Origin of the sequence: Pseudomonas sp. W15Feb9B (genome assembly GCF_000828175.1) — a bacterium.
Classification (GTDB): Bacteria; Pseudomonadota; Gammaproteobacteria; order Pseudomonadales; family Pseudomonadaceae; genus Aquipseudomonas; species Aquipseudomonas parakoreensis.
This window is the reverse complement of sequence record NZ_JTKF01000004.1, coordinates 102085-118809: the sequence shown is the minus strand read 5'-3', so window position 1 is coordinate 118809 and position 16725 is coordinate 102085. Positions and strand designations below refer to the sequence as shown.

Annotated in this window: 23 protein-coding genes; 6 read left to right on the top strand and 17 right to left on the bottom strand. The window is 61.6% G+C overall.

The annotated features are described in order from the left end of the window. Positions 1-27: 27 nt before the first annotated feature. The 4 genes from OC71_RS02130 to trmB all read left to right on the top strand — a co-directional run bounded on the left by OC71_RS02130 (position 28) and on the right by trmB (position 2270). On the top strand, positions 28-399 hold the full coding sequence (locus tag OC71_RS02130) for a DUF423 domain-containing protein (RefSeq protein WP_041063556.1): 372 nt from the start codon (positions 28-30) through the stop codon (positions 397-399). 80 nt (positions 400-479) lie between these two features. Further along, positions 480-680, top strand: coding sequence for a sulfur carrier protein ThiS (gene thiS / locus OC71_RS02125; RefSeq protein ID WP_161794890.1), 201 nt, complete (start codon positions 480-482; stop codon positions 678-680). 60 nt (positions 681-740) lie between these two features. Next, positions 741-1535, top strand: coding sequence for a thiazole synthase (locus OC71_RS02120; RefSeq protein ID WP_007964131.1), 795 nt, complete (start codon positions 741-743; stop codon positions 1533-1535). 9 nt (positions 1536-1544) lie between these two features. Continuing rightward, positions 1545-2270, top strand: a complete 726-nt coding sequence (gene trmB, locus OC71_RS02115) for a tRNA (guanosine(46)-N7)-methyltransferase TrmB (RefSeq protein ID WP_027610572.1) — start codon at positions 1545-1547, stop codon at positions 2268-2270. A gap of 129 nt (positions 2271-2399) precedes the next feature. Here trmB and OC71_RS02110 read toward each other — a convergent pair whose 3' ends face one another. The 11 genes from OC71_RS02110 to OC71_RS02060 form a co-directional block, all read right to left on the bottom strand. Further along, positions 2400-2948 carry an RNA 2'-phosphotransferase gene (locus OC71_RS02110; protein WP_041063550.1) on the bottom strand — a complete coding sequence of 183 codons (549 nt, stop codon included), beginning with the start codon at positions 2946-2948 and terminating at the stop codon, positions 2400-2402. A gap of 130 nt (positions 2949-3078) precedes the next feature. Continuing rightward, entirely contained in the window at positions 3079-3402 is a 324-nt protein-coding gene (locus OC71_RS02105) for a DUF3392 domain-containing protein (protein ID WP_003229134.1), read from the bottom strand. 22 nt (positions 3403-3424) lie between these two features. Next, positions 3425-4630 (bottom strand): radical SAM family heme chaperone HemW, encoded by a 1206-nt coding sequence (gene hemW, locus OC71_RS02100; RefSeq protein WP_041063547.1) that lies wholly within the window; start codon positions 4628-4630, stop codon positions 3425-3427. After that, positions 4627-5223, bottom strand: a complete 597-nt coding sequence (rdgB, locus tag OC71_RS02095; RefSeq protein ID WP_041063545.1) for an RdgB/HAM1 family non-canonical purine NTP pyrophosphatase — start codon at positions 5221-5223, stop codon at positions 4627-4629. Before rdgB ends, hemW begins: the two co-directional genes overlap by 4 nt. Continuing rightward, on the bottom strand, positions 5220-5654 hold the full coding sequence (locus tag OC71_RS02090; protein WP_041063542.1) for a DUF4426 domain-containing protein: 435 nt from the start codon (positions 5652-5654) through the stop codon (positions 5220-5222). The genes rdgB and OC71_RS02090 overlap by 4 nt, the downstream gene beginning before the upstream one ends. Before the next feature lie 26 nt (positions 5655-5680). Then, a complete protein-coding gene (gene metW / locus OC71_RS02085; protein ID WP_003229126.1) occupies positions 5681-6301 on the bottom strand; it encodes a methionine biosynthesis protein MetW in 621 nt (206 codons plus the stop codon). Between the two features lie 7 nt (positions 6302-6308). Beyond that, on the bottom strand, positions 6309-7448 hold the full coding sequence (locus OC71_RS02080; protein ID WP_041063539.1) for a homoserine O-acetyltransferase: 1140 nt from the start codon (positions 7446-7448) through the stop codon (positions 6309-6311). Positions 7449-7676: 228 nt separating this feature from the next. Continuing rightward, positions 7677-7973 carry a DUF167 domain-containing protein gene (locus OC71_RS02075; RefSeq protein WP_041063536.1) on the bottom strand — a complete coding sequence of 99 codons (297 nt, stop codon included), beginning with the start codon at positions 7971-7973 and terminating at the stop codon, positions 7677-7679. Beyond that, positions 7970-8560, bottom strand: coding sequence for a YggT family protein (locus OC71_RS02070; protein WP_041063533.1), 591 nt, complete (start codon positions 8558-8560; stop codon positions 7970-7972). The genes OC71_RS02075 and OC71_RS02070 overlap by 4 nt, the downstream gene beginning before the upstream one ends. Positions 8561-8570: 10 nt before the next feature. After that, positions 8571-9389 (bottom strand): pyrroline-5-carboxylate reductase, encoded by an 819-nt coding sequence (proC, locus tag OC71_RS02065; protein WP_041063530.1) that lies wholly within the window; start codon positions 9387-9389, stop codon positions 8571-8573. A gap of 28 nt (positions 9390-9417) precedes the next feature. Then, entirely contained in the window at positions 9418-10104 is a 687-nt protein-coding gene (locus OC71_RS02060; RefSeq protein WP_041063527.1) for a YggS family pyridoxal phosphate-dependent enzyme, read from the bottom strand. Positions 10105-10160: 56 nt separating this feature from the next. On the opposite strand from OC71_RS02060, the gene OC71_RS02055 reads away from it, so the two are divergent. Further along, positions 10161-11195, top strand: coding sequence for a type IV pilus twitching motility protein PilT (locus OC71_RS02055; RefSeq protein WP_041063525.1), 1035 nt, complete (start codon positions 10161-10163; stop codon positions 11193-11195). Between the two features lie 121 nt (positions 11196-11316). Here OC71_RS02055 and OC71_RS02050 read toward each other — a convergent pair whose 3' ends face one another. Beyond that, positions 11317-11943: a C40 family peptidase gene (locus OC71_RS02050; RefSeq protein WP_041063523.1), complete on the bottom strand. Its 627-nt coding sequence runs from the start codon at positions 11941-11943 to the stop codon at positions 11317-11319. Between the two features lie 248 nt (positions 11944-12191). Between OC71_RS02050 and OC71_RS02045 the strand changes: the two genes are divergently transcribed. Further along, on the top strand, positions 12192-12623 hold the full coding sequence (locus tag OC71_RS02045; RefSeq protein ID WP_041063521.1) for a TM2 domain-containing protein: 432 nt from the start codon (positions 12192-12194) through the stop codon (positions 12621-12623). Between the two features lie 107 nt (positions 12624-12730). Here OC71_RS02045 and OC71_RS02040 read toward each other — a convergent pair whose 3' ends face one another. The 5 genes from OC71_RS02040 to OC71_RS02020 all read right to left on the bottom strand — a co-directional run bounded on the left by OC71_RS02040 (position 12731) and on the right by OC71_RS02020 (position 16629). Beyond that, entirely contained in the window at positions 12731-14002 is a 1272-nt protein-coding gene (locus OC71_RS02040; RefSeq protein WP_041063519.1) for a dihydroorotase, read from the bottom strand. Then, complete coding sequence (locus OC71_RS02035) at positions 13999-15003, bottom strand: aspartate carbamoyltransferase catalytic subunit (RefSeq protein WP_041063517.1); 1005 nt, start codon at positions 15001-15003, stop codon at positions 13999-14001. Before OC71_RS02035 ends, OC71_RS02040 begins: the two co-directional genes overlap by 4 nt. Before the next feature lie 28 nt (positions 15004-15031). Beyond that, complete coding sequence (gene pyrR / locus OC71_RS02030) at positions 15032-15538, bottom strand: bifunctional pyr operon transcriptional regulator/uracil phosphoribosyltransferase PyrR (protein ID WP_007964111.1); 507 nt, start codon at positions 15536-15538, stop codon at positions 15032-15034. 81 nt (positions 15539-15619) lie between these two features. Next, a complete protein-coding gene (ruvX, locus tag OC71_RS02025; protein WP_003229101.1) occupies positions 15620-16057 on the bottom strand; it encodes a Holliday junction resolvase RuvX in 438 nt (145 codons plus the stop codon). Further along, positions 16057-16629 (bottom strand): YqgE/AlgH family protein, encoded by a 573-nt coding sequence (locus tag OC71_RS02020; RefSeq protein ID WP_041063515.1) that lies wholly within the window; start codon positions 16627-16629, stop codon positions 16057-16059. Before OC71_RS02020 ends, ruvX begins: the two co-directional genes overlap by 1 nt. Between the last annotated feature and the right edge of the window lie 96 nt (positions 16630-16725).

Sequence of the window (16725 nt, the reverse complement as noted above, 5' to 3'; positions counted from 1 at the left end):
GCCGAACGAGTCTGACTGGAGTTCCACATGCTGCGTGGCTTTCTGATGCTGGCCGCTTTCTTTGGTTTTACCGGTGTGGGCCTGGGCGCCTTCGCCGCTCATGGCCTGAAAAACCGCCTGACCCCCGAGTATCTGGCGATTTTCCACACTGGCGTGACCTATCAGCTGGTGCACGCTTTGGCGTTGTTTGGTGTTGCACTGTTGGCCTCGCAGATTCAGGGGCGTCTCGTCGCTTGGGCGGGGGCATCGTTCACCCTCGGTATCCTGCTGTTCTCCGGCAGTCTGTATGTGCTGACTACCACCGGCATCAGCAAGCTCGGCATCATCACCCCATTCGGCGGGCTGGCGTTTCTGGTCGGCTGGCTGTGCCTTGGGCTTGCCGCCTGGCGCCTGCAGTAAACCGCTTGACGCTTGGTGCTGACCTTTAGGTCATGATCGGGCTAGAATGCCACCCCCTAAAAATGATGGCGGCCTGGCGCATGCGCATTCAGTTGAACGGCGAATCCCTTGAACTGCCCGACGGTGAAACCGTTGCGGCCCTGATTGCCCGTATGGACCTGACCGGTCGGCGGGTGGCAGTTGAACTCAATCTGGATATCGTCCCGCGCAGTCAGCATGCCGACACCGTTCTCAATGACGGCGACCATGTTGAAGTGGTGCATGCCATCGGCGGCGGCTAGTCGCCCGGCCCGCAAGGGCACAGAATTCTGCAAGACCCTCACCCCTAAAGAGGATTCCCCATGAGCATCGTTCGCAGCGACAAGCCTTTTGTTCTGGCCGGTCGTACTTACCAGTCGCGTTTGCTGGTCGGTACCGGCAAGTACCGTGACATGGAAGAAACCCGTCAGGCCATCGAAGCCTCGGGTGCCGAGATCGTCACCTTCGCCGTGCGCCGTACCAACCTCGGCCAGATCGAAGGCGAGCCGAACCTGCTCGAAGTGCTGTCGCCGGATCGCTACACCTTCCTGCCGAACACCGCCGGTTGCTACGACGCTATCGAGGCCGTGCGCACCTGCCGCCTGGCCCGTGAGCTGCTCGACGGCCACAACCTGGTGAAGCTGGAGGTGCTGGCCGACCAGAAAACCCTGTTCCCCAACGTGATCGAAACCCTCAAGGCCGCGGAAACGCTGGTCAAGGAAGGCTTCGACGTGATGGTTTACACCAGTGATGACCCGATCATCGCCCGGCAACTGGCGGAAATCGGCTGCATCGCGGTCATGCCGCTGGCCGGTCTGATCGGTTCCGGTCTGGGGATCTGCAACCCGTACAACCTGCAGATCATCCTCGAAGAAGCGAAAATTCCGGTGCTGGTGGATGCCGGTGTCGGTACCGCCTCCGACGCCACCATCGCCATGGAACTGGGCTGTGACGCCGTGCTGATGAACTCGGCCATCGCCCACGCCCAGCAACCGGTGATGATGGCCCAAGCCATGCAACACGCGATCGTCGCGGGCCGTCTGGCCTACCTCGCCGGCCGCATGCCGAAAAAACTCTATGCCAGCGCCTCTTCGCCGCTGGATGGTCTGATCAAGTAAGAGCCATTGATGACTGAATCGAACGACACGCCTATCCAGACGGAAGAGGGCGACGAGCGCCAACACCGCCGCATCAAGAGCTTCGTGATGCGCGCCGGGCGCATGACCGAAGGCCAGCAACGTGGTCTGGACCAGGGCGCGCCGCTGTACGTGCTGCCGCTGGCCGACGCGCCGGTGGATTACGATCAGGTGTTCGGCCGTTCGGCACCGCGCTCGCTGGAGATCGGTTTCGGCATGGGCCACTCGCTGCTGGAAATGGCCGCGGCGGCACCGGATCAGGACTTTATCGGTGTGGAAGTGCACCGTCCGGGTGTTGGCGCGCTGCTCAATGGCGTGCTGACTCAGGGCCTGACCAACCTGCGGGTCTACGATTGCGACGCGATCGAAGTGCTCAACCGCTGCATCGCCGACAACAGCCTCGATCGCCTGATGCTGTTCTTCCCTGACCCGTGGCACAAGAGCCGTCACCACAAGCGTCGCATCGTTCAGGCGTCCTTCGCCGAACTGGTGCGCAGCAAGCTGAAGGTCGGCGGCATCCTGCACATGGCCACCGACTGGGAACCGTACGCCGAGTACATGCTGGAAGTGATGAACGTCGCCCCGGGCTACCGCAACCTCGCCGAAGACGGCAAATGCGTACCGCGCCCGGCCGAGCGCCCGATCACCAAGTTCGAACGCCGCGGCGAACGTCTTGGGCATGGCGTGTGGGATCTGAAGTTCGAGAAAATCGCTTAAGCAACATGCAATAAAAACGGTGGGAGCGAGCTTGCTCGCGAATGCGATGGATCATTCAACGCTGAGTTGACTGACACTACGCCTTCGCGAGCAAGCTCGTTCCCACAGTTGTTTTGGGTGTTCGAGAAATTACAGGGTAGAGATGAAGCGCGCCGGCACCTGTTCTGTCAGCCAGACGCCGTTTTCGGCCTGAAAGAACTTGAAGCCCTGTTCTTCCATCTGCCGTGCGGCGACTTGCAGAATCACCACGGTGCCATAGCGCTTCCCGACGGTCGAAGCGGTGCCGATGTCTTGGGAAAGGTGCACGTGATGGCGTGATCCCGGGATCAGACCCTGTTCTTTGATTGAATCAAGAAAGCGCGTTGCTGTGCCGTGATACAGCGTTTGCGGTGGCGGTTTCTGCTCGAACTGCAGATCCACGCTTTTCGTTGAGTGGCCCTGAACCGCACGAATCAGTTGGCCGTCCTCGGAAATCGAGAAGCGCTTCTTGTCGCTACTTGTCACGACCGCTTCAATCAGTTCGCGATCCAGTTCATGACCGTCACGCGCAGCGCCGCTGATCAGTGCGTCGATATTCGCCCAGCCTTCAGAATCCAGCACCAGACCGATCGCCTGAGGTTCGTGGCGCAATACGAAGCTGAGAAATTTGCTTGTCTCGTCCAACAGTTTTTTGCTCATGAACTTCCCTGTCTCTTGGCGCAATCGAATGTAGGAGCTGCGGCACGCTGCGATCTTTTGATCTTGATTTGAAGATCAAAAGATCGCAGCGTGCCGCAGCTCCTACAGTTGTTTTGGGGGTACTGAAAGATCAGCGGCGGTCAGCGACGACGCCGATCAGCACCAGCACCACCAGCAACACCGGCGCCAGGCTGTAGTTGTTGAACTGGCTCAGGCCCTTGACCACCCACGGCGTCGCGTAGATCAGGGCGGCGCCGCTGCCGATCACGCAGAGCAGGGCCATCAGTGGTACGCGCAGGGCGCCGGCGATGCTGCCCAGGCGTTGTTCGACCCAGCCTTTGAAGTCGGCGCCGAACAGCACCAGCAGGCAGCCCACCAGCGCCAGGGCGATTTCCGAGAGGTTGCTGCGGCTCCAGCGGGACACGGTGGCGAGCAGATCGAGTATCAAATCCATGCGTTTTCCCTTGGGGCTGAAATCAGTTCAGAAATTGTTGCAGCAAGTCGTTGAGGAACAACTGTCCGCGCTCGGTGGCCGCCAGACGTGACGGTTCGACCTGCAACAGGCCACTTTGTTCTGCCGCTGCCCGGCCTTCTGCGAGGCTTTCCAGCGGCAGGCCGGTGCGTTCGGGATACAGGCGTGATTCCACCCCGGCAGTCAGGCGCAGGGCGTTCATCAGGAACTCGAACGGCATCTCGTCATTGCTCAGGGCTTTCTCGCCGGCCTGGAAACTCTTGGCTGGGTTGAGATAGTCCTTTGGCAGGCGTGTCTTCCAGGTGCGCACGATGCGCCCGTCCGGATGGCTGAGCTTGCCGTGGGCGCCGGCGCCGATGCCGATGAAGTCGCCGAAACTCCAGTAATTGAGGTTGTGCCGCGCCGGCCGCCCGGGCTGGGCATAGGCCGAGACTTCGTATTGCGCGTAACCGTGCGCGGCCAGCAGCGCTTGCCCGGCTTCCTGAATGTCCCACAGCGTATCGTCTTCCGGCAGCACCGGCGGCTGGTTCCAGAACACCGTGTTCGGCTCCAGTGTCAGCTGATACCAGGAGATGTGCGTCGGTTTCAGTTCGATGGCCTGGCGCAGGTCGCTCAAGGCATCGTCCAGTGACTGATCGGGCAGGCCGTGCATCAGGTCGAGGTTGAAGTTGTCGAACCCGGCCTGGCGTGCCATACCCGCCGCGCGCACTGCTTCGTCGCCGTTGTGGATACGGCCGAGGGCTTCGAGTTTCTGCTGCTGGAAGCTCTGGATGCCGATCGACAGGCGATTGATCCCCAGCTTGCGATACGCGACGAACTTCTCTTGCTCGAAGGTGCCTGGATTGGCTTCCAGGGTGATCTCGATGTCGTGCGCAAACGGGATGCGCTGCTCGACGCCTTTTAGCAAGCGCCCGAGGGCTTGCGCGCTGAACAGGCTCGGCGTACCGCCACCGAAGAAGATCGAGCTGATTTCACGGCCATACACCGCGTGCAGGTCCTGATCCAGGTCAGCCAGCAACGCGTCGACGTATTCCTGTTCCGGCAGCACCGGGCTGGCGGTGTGCGAGTTGAAATCGCAATACGGGCATTTGCGTACACACCACGGGATGTGGATGTACAGCGCCAGAGGCGGCAGCGTCGGCAGCGGCGCCCGAGGCGAAGAGGCGGCGCCGCCGATGATCAGCGACGACGCGGAGGGGTTGTCGGTCATTTCAAACCCAGACGCTGGCGCAGCAGATCCATTGCACGGGCGCGGTGGCTGATCTGGTTTTTGTCGGCCGGGCTCAGTTCGGCGCTGGACACGTCACGCTCCGGCACCCAGAACAGCGGGTCGTAGCCGAAACCGTGCTCGCCGCTGGCGGCGGTCAGGATGCGCCCGTGCCACAGGCCTTCGCAGAGGATCGGCAGCGGATCATCGGCATGCCGCACCAGTGCCAGCACGCAGACGAACTGCGCACCGCGCTCGGCTTGCGGCACGTCTTTAAGCGCGTCGAGCAGTTTGGCGTTGTTCGCCGCATCACCCTTGCCGTCGGCATAGCGCGCCGAGTAGATGCCCGGCGCGCCGCCAAGGAAATCCACCGCCAGGCCGGAATCGTCGGCCAGCGCCGGCAGGCCGGAGATGCGCGCGGCATTGCGCGCCTTGAGGATCGCGTTCTCGACGAACGACAGACCGGTTTCCTCCGGTTCGACCTTGCTCCATTCGCCGATCGAGCGCAGTTGCACCGAATCGCCGAGCATGGCCTGGAGTTCCTTGAGTTTGCCGGCGTTATGGCTGGCCAGTACGAGTTGCGTGAGGTTCATCATTCGCCGGGAAAGAGTTCTTGGTTGAAGTTGATGGTGTTGATCTTGTCGCCGTTCTGCACCTTGATTTCAAAGGTGCGGGTTTCCTGCTGCTCCACCGGGTACTGCGCGATGTAGTAGATCGCGCCCTGTTCGGTGACCTGGCGGAAGTTCAGCGGCACGCTCTGGCTGGTCAGGTCTTTGATCGTGCCAGTGACGTTGGCGATCAGCGGTTTGCCGTCCTTGATTACCGAGACGTTGATCACGCCCTGGTTCTTGCTGCGGATCAGCTCGGCTGCCTTGGCGATCTCGGGTGTCAGGAAGGTCGAGTTGAAGGTGTTGTAGTGCACGGTAACGTCACCGAACACTTCCTTGCGTTCGCCCTTGATGGCATCGGCGGCCACCGCCGACAGACTCAGGCAGGCGGCCAATAGCACAGTAATCAAGCGACCCATGATCGTTCTCCTCGAAATGTCGTGGTTCAGACCGCGACCCGATGATCTGCAAGCACCGGGCTGCTGACGCGGTAGATACCAATCTCACCTAACAGATTAGGCCATAGCTTACTGGCCCACCCGTGGCGGTGCTGTTGATCCACGGCAAGCCGATCAATGACCTTCGCATCACGTTCGCGACAAAGTTCTTCAAAGTCTTCGAAGGTGCAGAAGTGAATGTTCGGCGTGTTGTACCAGGTGTACGGCAGAAATTCCGACACCGGCATCCGGCCCTTGCTTGCCAGGTACCAGCGGCAGCGCCAGTGCCCGAAGTTGGGGAAGGTGATGATGCACTGACGACCGACCCGCAGCATTTCGTCGAGGATCTTGTCCGGGTAATGCACGGCTTGCAGGGCCTGAGTCATGACGACGATGTCGAAACTGTTGCTGGCGAAGTTGCCCAGGCCCTTGTCCAGGTCCTGCTCGATGACGTTGATACCCTTGGCCACGCATTCGGCGATGTTGTCGGCGTCGTTTTCCAGGCCATAACCGGTGACATTCTTGTTGTCGCGCAGCCAGGTCAGCAGTTCGCCGTCGCCGCAGCCGAGGTCGAGCACGCGGCTGCCGGCGGGGATCCATTCCTGGATGATTTCCAGATCAGCTCTCATGGCTTGTTCACACCGTAATTCGGTTCATGTAATTGCCGAACGCCTGCAAATAGCGCGGAATCGGAATCAGGAAGGCGTCGTGGCCCTGTGGCGCATCGATCTCCAGATAACTCACGTCTTTGCGTGCCGCCATCAGCGCGTCCACCAGCTCCCGCGAGCGGGCCGGGGAGAAGCGCCAGTCGGTGGTGAACGACATCACGCAGAACTTGGCGGTGGCGTTTTCGAAAGTTTTTGCCAGGTTATCGTCGAAGTTCGCCGCCGGATCGAAGTAGTCCAGCGCCTTGGTCATCAACAGGTAGGTGTTGGCATCGAAACGCCCGGAGAATTCTTCACCCTGATAGCGCAGATAGCTCTCGACCTGAAACTCGACGCTGTGGAAGTCGTAGTTGAGCTTTTCACTCTTCAGGCCACGGCCGAATTTCTCGCCCATGGAGTCGTCGGACAGGTAGGTGATGTGCCCGACCATCCGCGCCAGCATCAGCCCACGCTTGGGGATCACCCCTTGTTCCTGGAACGAACCACCGTGGAATTCCGGGTCGGTGAGGATCGCCTGACGCGCGACTTCGTTGAAGGCGATGTTCTGCGCCGACAGCTTGGGCGCCGAGGCGATAGCCAGGCAGTGACGCACGCGATCCGGGTAGGTGATGGTCCACTGCAAGGCCTGCATGCCGCCGAGGCTGCCACCGATCACGGCGGCGAACTGACGAATGCCGAGCCGGTCGGCCAGACGCGCCTGGCTGTGCACCCAGTCTTCTACGGTGAGCACCGGGAAGTCGGCGCCAAATGGCTTGCCGGTTTCCGGATTGATACTGCTCGGGCCAGTGGAGCCGTTGCAGCCGCCCAGATTGTTCAGGCTGACCACGAAGAACTTATTGGTGTCGATCGGTTTGCCCGGGCCGATGCAGCTGTCCCACCAACCGGGCTTGCGGTCGTCGACGCTGTGATAGCCGGCGGCATGATGATGCCCGGACAAGGCGTGGCAGATCAGCACGGCGTTGCTCGCCTGCGCGTTCAGCGTGCCGTAGGTTTCGTAGATCAGGTCGTAGGCGGGCAGCGAACGGCCACAGGCCAGAGCCAGAGGTTCACTGAAGTGCGCCGTTTGCGGCGTCACCAGACCAACAGAATCGGGGGGAAAGGCAGCTGGCATCGACCCTGCTCTCGTTGAAATGAGGCGTAAGTCTAAAGACCGGGGGGGTTAGCGGCAAGCGGCCCTCACCCTAGCCCTCTCCCAGAGGTAGAGGGGACCGACCGAGGTGTTCTTTTGAGCTACACCGACCTGATCTATCCGGGCTGAACTCAGTTTCTGAAAACACCCTGGATCGGCTCCCTCTCCAGGGGGAGAGGGCTGGGGTGAGGGGTACAGACGCCGCAAAACTCAAGACAAGCGCCCAAACAACCCTGGCAACTCCGGCAGCTTCTTCGGCGAACAGATCTTCACCCGTTTCTGCCGGTTCAGCTCGCCGCTGAGCAAACTGACCTGGCTTTTGGACACCCCAAACGCCTTGGCCAGAAAGCCCATCAGATACGCATTGGCCTTGCCCTCGACCGGCGGCGCGGTCAGGCGTATCTTCAGGCGGTCACCGTGCAGCCCGGCGAAATCATCGCTGCGGGCTGCCGGTTGCAGATGACATTCGAGGATCAAATCGTCCCCGTCCCAGCGAAACCAGCTCACATCAGCAGGCGCAGGATTTCCGGCATCATCGTCATCGCCGCCAGATTGTTGATCACCAGCATGTCGATCAGCTTCAGCGCGAGGAAGGCGAAGATCGGCGACAGGTCCAGACCGCCGAGGTTCGGCAGAATCTTGCGGAACGGTGCCAGCGCCGGCTCGCAGATCTGGTTGACCAGTTCAGCGCCCGGGTTGTGGCTGCCTGGGGCGACCCACGACAGGATCACGCTGATGATCAGGGCGAAGAAGAAGATCTTCAGGAACAGCGCGGTCACGCCGATGATCGACCAGATGAACAGCTGCAGCGGGTTACCGGTGGTGCCGTAGGTCAGCAGCAGGGTCAGGGCCATCAAGGCCAGTTGCACCAGAATTGCCAGCACCAGCGATGACATATCCAGGCCGAACAGGCTCGGGATGATCCGGCGCAGCGGCTTGAGCAGCGGCTGGGTGGCCTTGACCACGAACTGGCACAGCGGGTTGTAGAAGTTCGCGCGCACCAGTTGCAGGACGAAGCGCAACAGCACGATCAGCAGGTACAGGCTGCCGAGGGTTTGCAGCACGTAAACCGCTGCGGTGTTCAATCCAATCATGTAAGGCTCCTTATTTGCCCAGTTGTTCGGCCATTTCGGCCGAGCGGTGCGCGGCGGCGCCGAGTGCTTTTTCCACCAGGGCTTCGAAGCCATTAGCCTCGAATGATTTGATCGCGGCCTCTGTGGTGCCATTTGGCGACGTCACGCGGCGGCGCAGCTCGGCAGCGTCGACATCGCTGGATACCGCCATGTGCGAGGCGCCCAGCGCCGTTTGCAGGGTCAGTTGCTCGGCGATTTCCTTTGGCAGGCCGAGTTTGACGCCAGCAGCGGTCATCGCTTCGATCAGCAGGAAGAAGTACGCCGGGCCGGAACCGGAGACGGCGGTCACCGCATCGAGTTGCTGCTCTTCGTCCAGCCACAGCGCAATGCCCACGGCGGACAGCAGCTCTTCAGCCTGCTGACGCTGTTCGGCAGTCACTTCGCTGGTGGCGTACAAACCGCTGACGCCCTGACGCAGCAGCGCCGGGGTGTTCGGCATGCAGCGCACGATCGGCTGCTCGCCGAGCCAAGCAGTCATGCTCGCGCAGGTGATGCCGGCTGCGATCGACACCACCAGTTGCTGCGGTTTCAGGCTTGGACGGATGGCTTCGCACACGGCTTTCATCGCCTGTGGCTTGACCGCCAGCACGATCACGTCGACACCGTCGATGGCCTGCGCGTTGTCAGCGAAGGTTTCGATGCCGTGTTCGGCGCTGACGCGTTGGCGGGTTTCTTCACCCGGATCGCTGGCGCGGATGTGGCTGGCTTGCAGACCCTTGGCGCGCAGGCCGCCGATCAGACTGGCGGCCATGTTGCCGGCACCGATAAAGGCAATACGTGTGTTGCTCATGTCAGGTCCTTTTTCAGATGGCTGTCGGTCATTGCTGACCGTAATCTCTGGCACCAAACAGGGCGGTACCGATCCGCACCCAGGTGGCGCCTTGGGCGATGGCCGACTCGAGGTCGTGGCTCATGCCCATGGAAAGTGTGTCGAGCGGCAGATTCAGGCTGGCCTGCAAACGTTGCACGGCAGCAAAAGCGGCGTCTTGTTCGGCGCGATCTTCGGTCGGCTCGGGAATCGCCATCAGCCCGCGCAGTTTCAATCGGGGCAGGGCGCTGATGGCCTCGGCCAGCGCCGGCAGGTCGGCCGGGGTGCAGCCGGACTTGCTGGCCTCACCACTGACGTTGACCTGAATGCAGATGTTCAGCGGCGGCAGCTCGGCCGGGCGCTGTTCGGACAGGCGTTGGGCAATTTTCAGGCGATCCACGGAGTGCACCCAGTCGAAATGCTCGGCGATAGCGCGAGTCTTGTTCGATTGAATGGGGCCGATGAAGTGCCAGATCAAGGGCAGGTCGGCCAGTTCGAGCTGTTTGCCCAAGGCTTCCTGCAGATAGTTCTCGCCAAAGTCACGCAGGCCGGCGGCGTAGGCTTCACGCAGGTCTTGTGCGGGTTTGGTCTTGCTGACCGCCAGCAACTGCACGCTGTTTTCACTGCGCCCGGCCGCTGCGGTGGCAGCCTGGATGCGCGAACTAACCTGAAGAATGTTGTCTGCTATCGTGGACATCAAGAGGCGCCGGCGGTCTGAAGGTTCGCGGCATTCTACTGGAATTGAGGGACGCTATGGATATCACTGAACTGCTGGCGTTCAGCGCCAAACAGGGCGCTTCCGACCTGCACCTGTCGGCCGGTCTGCCGCCGATGATCCGCGTCGATGGCGATGTGCGGCGGATCAATCTGCCGGCGCTGGATCACAAGCAAGTGCACGAATTGATCTACGACATCATGAACGACACCCAGCGCGTCGACTTCGAGAAACACCTGGAAACGGATTTCTCGTTCGAGGTTCCCGGCGTCGCGCGTTTTCGGGTCAATGCGTTTAACCAGAATCGTGGCGCCGGTGCGGTGTTCCGCACCATTCCGTCGAAAGTGCTGAGCATGGAAGACCTCGCCATGGGCGATGTGTTTCGCAAGATCACCGATGCGCCACGCGGGCTGGTGCTGGTGACCGGGCCGACCGGTTCCGGCAAGTCGACCACGCTGGCGGCGATGATCGACTACCTCAACACCCATCGCCATCATCACATTCTCACCATCGAAGACCCGATCGAGTTTGTCCACGAATCGCGCAAATGCCTGATCAATCAGCGCGAAGTCCATCGCGATACCCGCAGTTTCGCCACGGCATTGCGCTCGGCGCTACGCGAAGACCCGGACGTGATCCTGGTGGGTGAGATGCGCGACCTGGAAACCATCCGCCTCGCACTGACTGCCGCCGAGACCGGGCACCTGGTGTTCGGCACGCTGCACACGACGTCGGCCGCCAAGACCATCGACCGAGTTGTCGATGTGTTCCCGGGCGACGAGAAGTCCATGGTGCGTTCAATGTTGTCCGAGTCGCTGCTGGCGGTGGTGTCGCAAACGCTGATCAAGAAGATCGGTGGCGGGCGGGTGGCGGCGCACGAGATCATGCTGGGAACGTCGGCGATCCGGAACCTGATCCGCGAGGACAAGGTGGCGCAGATGTATTCGGCGATTCAGACCGGTGGGTCGTTGGGGATGCAGACACTCGACATGTGCCTGAAGGAACTGGTGACCAAGGGCTTGATCAGCCGCGAGCATGCGCGGGAAAAGGCGCGTACGCCGGATAATTTCTAAAGGCTGGAATGCACCTGTGGCGAGGGAGCTTGCTCCCGCTTGAGCGCGTAGCGCTCACAAGATTTTGGGGCTGCTGCGCAGCCCGGCGGGAGCAAGCTCCCTCGCCACAGTTGATCGTGTTTCAGCGCTGAACCACGCGCATCTGCTTGCCGCCCGGTTCTTTCGGCAGCACACGCTTGGCAACCACGTAGTGCTGTTCCCAGTACGGCTTGTTCAGCGTATCGATGCTGACCGCTTTGCCACGGCGTGGTGCGTGGATGAAGCGGTCGTTGCCCAGGTAGATGGCAACGTGGTTGACCCGGCGGCTCTTGATGTTGAAGAAAATCAGGTCGCCCGGTTTCAGGTCCTTGCGTTCGACTTTCTCACCATGCCCGCTGGCCATGGCGTTGGAGGTGCGTGGCAGGTCGAACGTGGAATCGTTGAACGCATATTTGACCAGACCGCTGCAGTCGAAGCCTTTACTTGGGCTGCTGCCGCCCCAACGGTAGGGAGTACCGAGGACGTTCACCGCACGGCTCAGGACGTTGCTGCTTTCCTTGTTGGCCATCGGTGGCACCAGCTTGCCGTGATTCTTGCTGGCGAGCGTGGTGTGTTTCGTTTGTTTGCTGCTCTTGCTCGAAGGAGCCGAAGCATGGGATTTAGGAGTGAAACCGTTAACGTTGGGAAGACGTTGCTCACGATTGGTGGCGTGGGCGGCCAGTGGCATTAATAGGCAAATAGTTAGCCATGTCTTGAAAAATGGTCGCATTAGGCGTGGCTCTTAGGTGGTAGCGCGCAACTTTATAACAGCTTTTTTGTCCCTTCCGAGGCCGTTGGTCGATTCAATCGGGAGGCAACGGAACCAAACAAGCGGCAAATGGACGCGATTGTCCGACAGAAGTCCGGTGGTATAAGGCTTTGACGGACGACACAGTATCATTTGCCGTACGTCGGCTCCCTGTAAAAAAGTCACAAAGAATTAAAGAAAATTTATCTATCGAGTGAATCGAGGTCTTCATGAACCGCTATCAGCAGGTCGCTGCACCGCAGGATACGCACAGCAAAATCATCGGTTATCTGCTGTGGATTTTTGGTTTCACTGGCGCTCACCGCTTCTATTACGGCAAGCCGGTGACCGGGACGATCTGGTTCTTCACCTTCGGTCTGCTGGGCATTGGCTGGCTGATCGACGTGTTCCTGATCCCGGCAATGGATCGCGAGGCGGATCTGCGTTTCACCGCAGGGCCGATCGAATACAACGTGGCGTGGATTCTGCTGACGTTCCTGGGCGTGTTCGGCGTGCACCGGATGTACCAGGGCAAGTGGATCAGCGGGTTGCTGTATCTGCTGACCGGCGGGTTGTTCTTTGTCGGGGTGCTGTATGACTTCTGGACCCTGAATGATCAGGTATCCGTGCGCAACGCGCAGAATCGCGGCGCTTTCCAGTAATTGTGGCGAGGGAGCTTGCTCCCGCTGGGTCGCGAAGCGGCCCCTCTCTTGATCCAAAAGAAGGTCTGCTGCGCAGCCCGGCGGGAGCAAGCTCCCTCGCCACAGCGTTACGCCTGGTGGCTGATCCGCCCATCCACCAAGGTGTAACGCACCACGCCCGGCAGGCTGTGCCCGAGGAACGGGCAGTTCTCGCCCTTCGACAGCCAGCCTTCACCGGCCACGGTGGACGCCTTCGGATCGAACAGCACGATATCCGCCGCGCCGCCGACTTCCAGTTTGCCCGCCGGCAAACGCAGCGCGTCCGCAGGCCCAGTGCTCAGGCGCGCCAGCAGGGTCGGCAGGTCCAGCAAGCCATCGTCAACCAGCGTCATCGCCAGCGGCAGCAGCAATTCAACACTGCTGATGCCCGGCTCGGTCGCGCCGAACGGCGCCAGTTTGGCGTCGCGCTCATGCGGCTGGTGATGGCTGGATATCGCCGAAATCACCCCGGACTTCACCGCTTCACGCAGGCCGTCGCGGTCGGCGCGGGTGCGCAGCGGCGGTTGCACGTGATACAGGCTGCTGAAGTCGATCAGCGCTTCATCGGTGAGAATCAACTGATACAGGGCGACATCTGCAGTGACCTGCAAGCCACGGGCCTGCGCCTGAGCGATCAGAGCCACGCCGCGCGCGCTGGTCAACTGGCTGAAGTGCGCGCGCACGCCGGTCTGCTCGACCAGCAGCAGATCGCGAGCCAGAGCCACGGTTTCCGCAGTTTCCGGAATGCCCGGCAAGCCAAGGAAACTGGCAACGGCACCTTCATGGGCTAGACCGCCATCGGCCAGATCGTGATCCTGCGAATTGAAAATCACTGTCAGGTCGAAAGTGGCCGCGTAATCCAGTGCCCGGCACAGGGTGCGGGTGTTGCGGAAACTCTCCAGACCATTGCCGAACGCCACACACCCGGCGTCGCGCAGCGCCACCAGCTCTGCCAGCTGTTCGCCGTCCAGGCCTTTGCTCAGCGCGCCAATCGGAAACACCTTGGTGTTGCCGGCTTCGCGGGCGCGGTCGAGGATCAGTTCGGCCACGGCCGAGGTGTCGAGTACCGGTTTGGTTTTCGGCGGGCAGCACAGACTGGTCACGCCGCCCGCCGCCGCCGCGCGGGTTTCGCTGACGATGCTGCCTTTGCGGCTGTAGCCCGGTTCGCGCAGGGCGACGTTCAGATCGACCAGCCCGGGCGCGGCAACGAGGCCTTGAGCGTCGATGGTTTCAACGGCAGTGAAACCGGCGGGTGCGGCGCCAAGGGCGACGATCTTGCAGGCTTCAACGTGGATATCGGTGATTTGATCCAGGCCGCTGCTTGGATCGATGACGCGGGCGCCGAGAATGCTGAGCTTCACTGGGCGTTCTCCTGCTCGAATTGACGTTGCGCTGTTTGCCCGCTCATGGCCATGGACAGCACGGCCATGCGGATCGCGATGCCGTAGGTGACTTGATTGAGGATCACCGAGTGCGGGCCGTCGGCCACCGCGGACTCGATTTCCACGCCACGGTTGATCGGCCCCGGGTGCATGACGATGCAATCGGGCTTGGCTCCGGCCAGACGTGCGGTGGTCAGGCCGAACAGGCGATAGAACTCGCCTTCACTCGGCAGCAGGCCGCCGCTCATGCGCTCGCGCTGCAGGCGCAGCATGATTACCACGTCGACGTCCTTGAGGCCTTCGTTCATGTCGGTGTAGACCTTGACGCCGTACTGCTCGATGCCGATCGGCAGCAGGGTCTTCGGCGCGATCACGCGGATGTCAGGGCAGCCCAGGGTCTTCAGGGCCAGCATGTTCGAGCGCGCGACCCGCGAGTGCAGGATGTCGCCGACAATCGCCACCGAGAGGTTTTCGAAACCGCCCTTGTGCCGACGGATGGTCAGCATGTCGAGCATGCCCTGGGTCGGGTGCGCATGACGGCCGTCGCCGCCGTTGATGATCGCCACCTGCGGGCAGACATGCTCGGCGATGAAGTGTGCGGCGCCGGAATCACCGTGGCGCACGACGAACATGTCGGCGGCCATGGCCTCGAGGTTGCGCAGGGTGTCGAGCAGGGTTTCGCCCTTGCTGGCCGACGAGGTCGACACGTTCAGGGTGATCACGTCCGCCGACAGCCGCTGGGCCGCCAGTTCGAAGGTGGTGCGGGTGCGGGTGGAGTTTTCGAAGAACACGTTGCACACGGTCTTGCCGCGCAGCAACGGGACCTTCTTCACCGCCCGGGCACCGACTTCGAGGAACGAGTCGGCAGTGTCGAGGATTTCCGTCAGCAACTCGCGGCGCAGGCCGTCGAGCGAGAGGAAGTGGCGCAGCTGGCCCTGATCATTGAGCTGCAGCGGGCGCTTGGTATCTAGAGGCGTCATCGCGAGGGGGACTCTCAATAAGGGCGGGTTAGGAATTCAGGTCTTGCAGTTCGAGCGTCAGCGGCTCCGGGCCGGACAGCTTGACCCGCTCATTGGCGGCCAGCGACAGGGTCGCGCCGACCACGTTCGGGCGGATCGGCAGCTCGCCGGCGTCCAGGTCGAGCAGGCAGACCAGGGTCACGCTGGCCGGGCGGCCGTAGTCGAACAGTTCGTTCATGGCGGCGCGGATGGTCCGGCCACTCATCAATACGTCATCGATCAGCACCAGATGCTGGCCTTCGATCTCGAAGGGCAGGGCCGACGGACGCACTTGCGGGTGCAGGCCGTTCTGGCTGAAGTCGTCGCGGTAGAAGGAAACATCCAGCGTGCCCAGCGGCGCGTCACTGCCCAGTTCCTTGAGCAGGGCCTGTGCGACCCAGATACCACCGGTGCGAATGCCGATGTAACGCGGTTCGCTGATATCACGCTGTGCAAGGTGCGCCTTGAGGCGGGTCGCCATCTGGCTGATCAGATCGGCGGGATTGGGCAGGCTCATGGATGCTCCTTCGTGATTCCGAGCCGCGTCCTGCCGGACGTGGCTGGGTTTATAACCAAAAGAAAAGCGCCGAAGCGCTTGTCAGGATTCAAACAATGCAGTGTTTTCATCGAGCCAGCCCTGCAGCAGCAGAGCGGCGGCGATGGCGTCCACCGGGTTGTCGCGGTAACTGCCTTTCTGCCCGCCACGCACCAGTCGCTCACCCTTGGCTTCAAAGGTGGTCAGGCGTTCGTCGTGGGTATAGAAGGGCACATTGAAACGGCCATTGAGACGGCGGGCGAATTTCTCCGCGCGCAGGCACATCTCGCTGGGCGTACCGTCCATGTTCAGCGGCAGGCCGACCACCACGGCGTCGGGTTTCCATTCCTTGAACAGCGCTTCGACCTGATTCCAGTCGGGCACGCCGTTCTGCGCTTTCAGGGTGCACAGCTCACGGGCCTGGCCGGTAATCACCTGGCCGACCGCAACGCCGATCTGTTTGGTGCCGTAGTCGAAGCCGAGAATCAGGCGCAGGGCCATCAGGCGTGCCCCGCCTGACTGGTCAGCAGGCTGAGGTTGATCCCCAGGTGCCGTGCCGCCGCTTCCAGACGCAGCTCGCTGCTGGTGTTGAACAGGATGTCGGCGTCGTACGGGCAGGTCAGCCAAGCGTTGTCGGCCAGCTCGGCCTCCAGTTGCCCGGCTTCCCAACCGGCATAACCAAGGGTGATTACGCTTTTCGCCGGGCCTACGCCGTCGGCGATGGCGAACAGCACGTCCTGCGAGGTGGACAGCGCCAGATCACCGTCCAGTTCGACGGTGGCCTGAAAGGTCTTGCCCGACGGGTGCAGGACGAAACCGCGATCGGTCTGCACCGGGCCACCGATGAAGATCGGCACATGCTGGCACAGCGCTGGCGGATCGATGTCCGGGCGCAATTGCTCGAGGATGTCAGCCAGATTCAGCTCTTGCGGTCGATTGACCACCAGCCCCATGGCGCCATTGGCCGTGTGCTCGACGATGTAGGTCAAGGTGTGGGCAAAGTTCGGGTCGGCCATGTGCGGCATGGCGATCAGGAAATGATGCTTGAGGTAGCTGGGGCTGACGTTTTTCATGAGCGATAGTGTGGCGTTCAAGGGGCGAACTGACAAGCTGGAGATGCGTTGCAAATGGTCTGCCCGCCCCCTGTGGCGAGGGAGCTTGCTCCCGCC

Excerpts from the sequence above, each read along its gene's own strand:
- OC71_RS02120 (WP_007964131.1), top strand. The coding sequence starts at position 741 with ATGAGCATCGTTCGCAGCGACAAGCCTTTTGTTCTGGCCGGTCGTACT.
- thiS (WP_161794890.1), top strand. The coding sequence starts at position 480 with ATGCGCATTCAGTTGAACGGCGAATCCCTTGAACTGCCCGACGGTGAA.
- metW (WP_003229126.1), bottom strand. The coding sequence starts at position 6,301 with ATGAGAGCTGATCTGGAAATCATCCAGGAATGGATCCCCGCCGGCAGC.
- OC71_RS02050 (WP_041063523.1), bottom strand. The coding sequence starts at position 11,943 with ATGCGACCATTTTTCAAGACATGGCTAACTATTTGCCTATTAATGCCA.
- trmB (WP_027610572.1), top strand. The coding sequence starts at position 1,545 with ATGACTGAATCGAACGACACGCCTATCCAGACGGAAGAGGGCGACGAG.
- OC71_RS02105 (WP_003229134.1), bottom strand. The coding sequence starts at position 3,402 with ATGGATTTGATACTCGATCTGCTCGCCACCGTGTCCCGCTGGAGCCGC.
- ruvX (WP_003229101.1), bottom strand. The coding sequence starts at position 16,057 with ATGGCCCTGCGCCTGATTCTCGGCTTCGACTACGGCACCAAACAGATC.
- OC71_RS02045 (WP_041063521.1), top strand. The coding sequence starts at position 12,192 with ATGAACCGCTATCAGCAGGTCGCTGCACCGCAGGATACGCACAGCAAA.
- OC71_RS02055 (WP_041063525.1), top strand. The coding sequence starts at position 10,161 with ATGGATATCACTGAACTGCTGGCGTTCAGCGCCAAACAGGGCGCTTCC.
- OC71_RS02110 (WP_041063550.1), bottom strand. The coding sequence starts at position 2,948 with ATGAGCAAAAAACTGTTGGACGAGACAAGCAAATTTCTCAGCTTCGTA.
- hemW (WP_041063547.1), bottom strand. The coding sequence starts at position 4,630 with ATGACCGACAACCCCTCCGCGTCGTCGCTGATCATCGGCGGCGCCGCC.
- OC71_RS02130 (WP_041063556.1), top strand. The coding sequence starts at position 28 with ATGCTGCGTGGCTTTCTGATGCTGGCCGCTTTCTTTGGTTTTACCGGT.
- OC71_RS02070 (WP_041063533.1), bottom strand. The coding sequence starts at position 8,560 with ATGATTGGATTGAACACCGCAGCGGTTTACGTGCTGCAAACCCTCGGC.
- pyrR (WP_007964111.1), bottom strand. The coding sequence starts at position 15,538 with ATGAGCCTGCCCAATCCCGCCGATCTGATCAGCCAGATGGCGACCCGC.
- OC71_RS02080 (WP_041063539.1), bottom strand. The coding sequence starts at position 7,448 with ATGCCAGCTGCCTTTCCCCCCGATTCTGTTGGTCTGGTGACGCCGCAA.
- OC71_RS02020 (WP_041063515.1), bottom strand. The coding sequence starts at position 16,629 with ATGAAAAACGTCAGCCCCAGCTACCTCAAGCATCATTTCCTGATCGCC.
- OC71_RS02060 (WP_041063527.1), bottom strand. The coding sequence starts at position 10,104 with ATGTCCACGATAGCAGACAACATTCTTCAGGTTAGTTCGCGCATCCAG.
- OC71_RS02035 (WP_041063517.1), bottom strand. The coding sequence starts at position 15,003 with ATGACGCCTCTAGATACCAAGCGCCCGCTGCAGCTCAATGATCAGGGC.
- OC71_RS02090 (WP_041063542.1), bottom strand. The coding sequence starts at position 5,654 with ATGGGTCGCTTGATTACTGTGCTATTGGCCGCCTGCCTGAGTCTGTCG.
- rdgB (WP_041063545.1), bottom strand. The coding sequence starts at position 5,223 with ATGATGAACCTCACGCAACTCGTACTGGCCAGCCATAACGCCGGCAAA.
- proC (WP_041063530.1), bottom strand. The coding sequence starts at position 9,389 with ATGAGCAACACACGTATTGCCTTTATCGGTGCCGGCAACATGGCCGCC.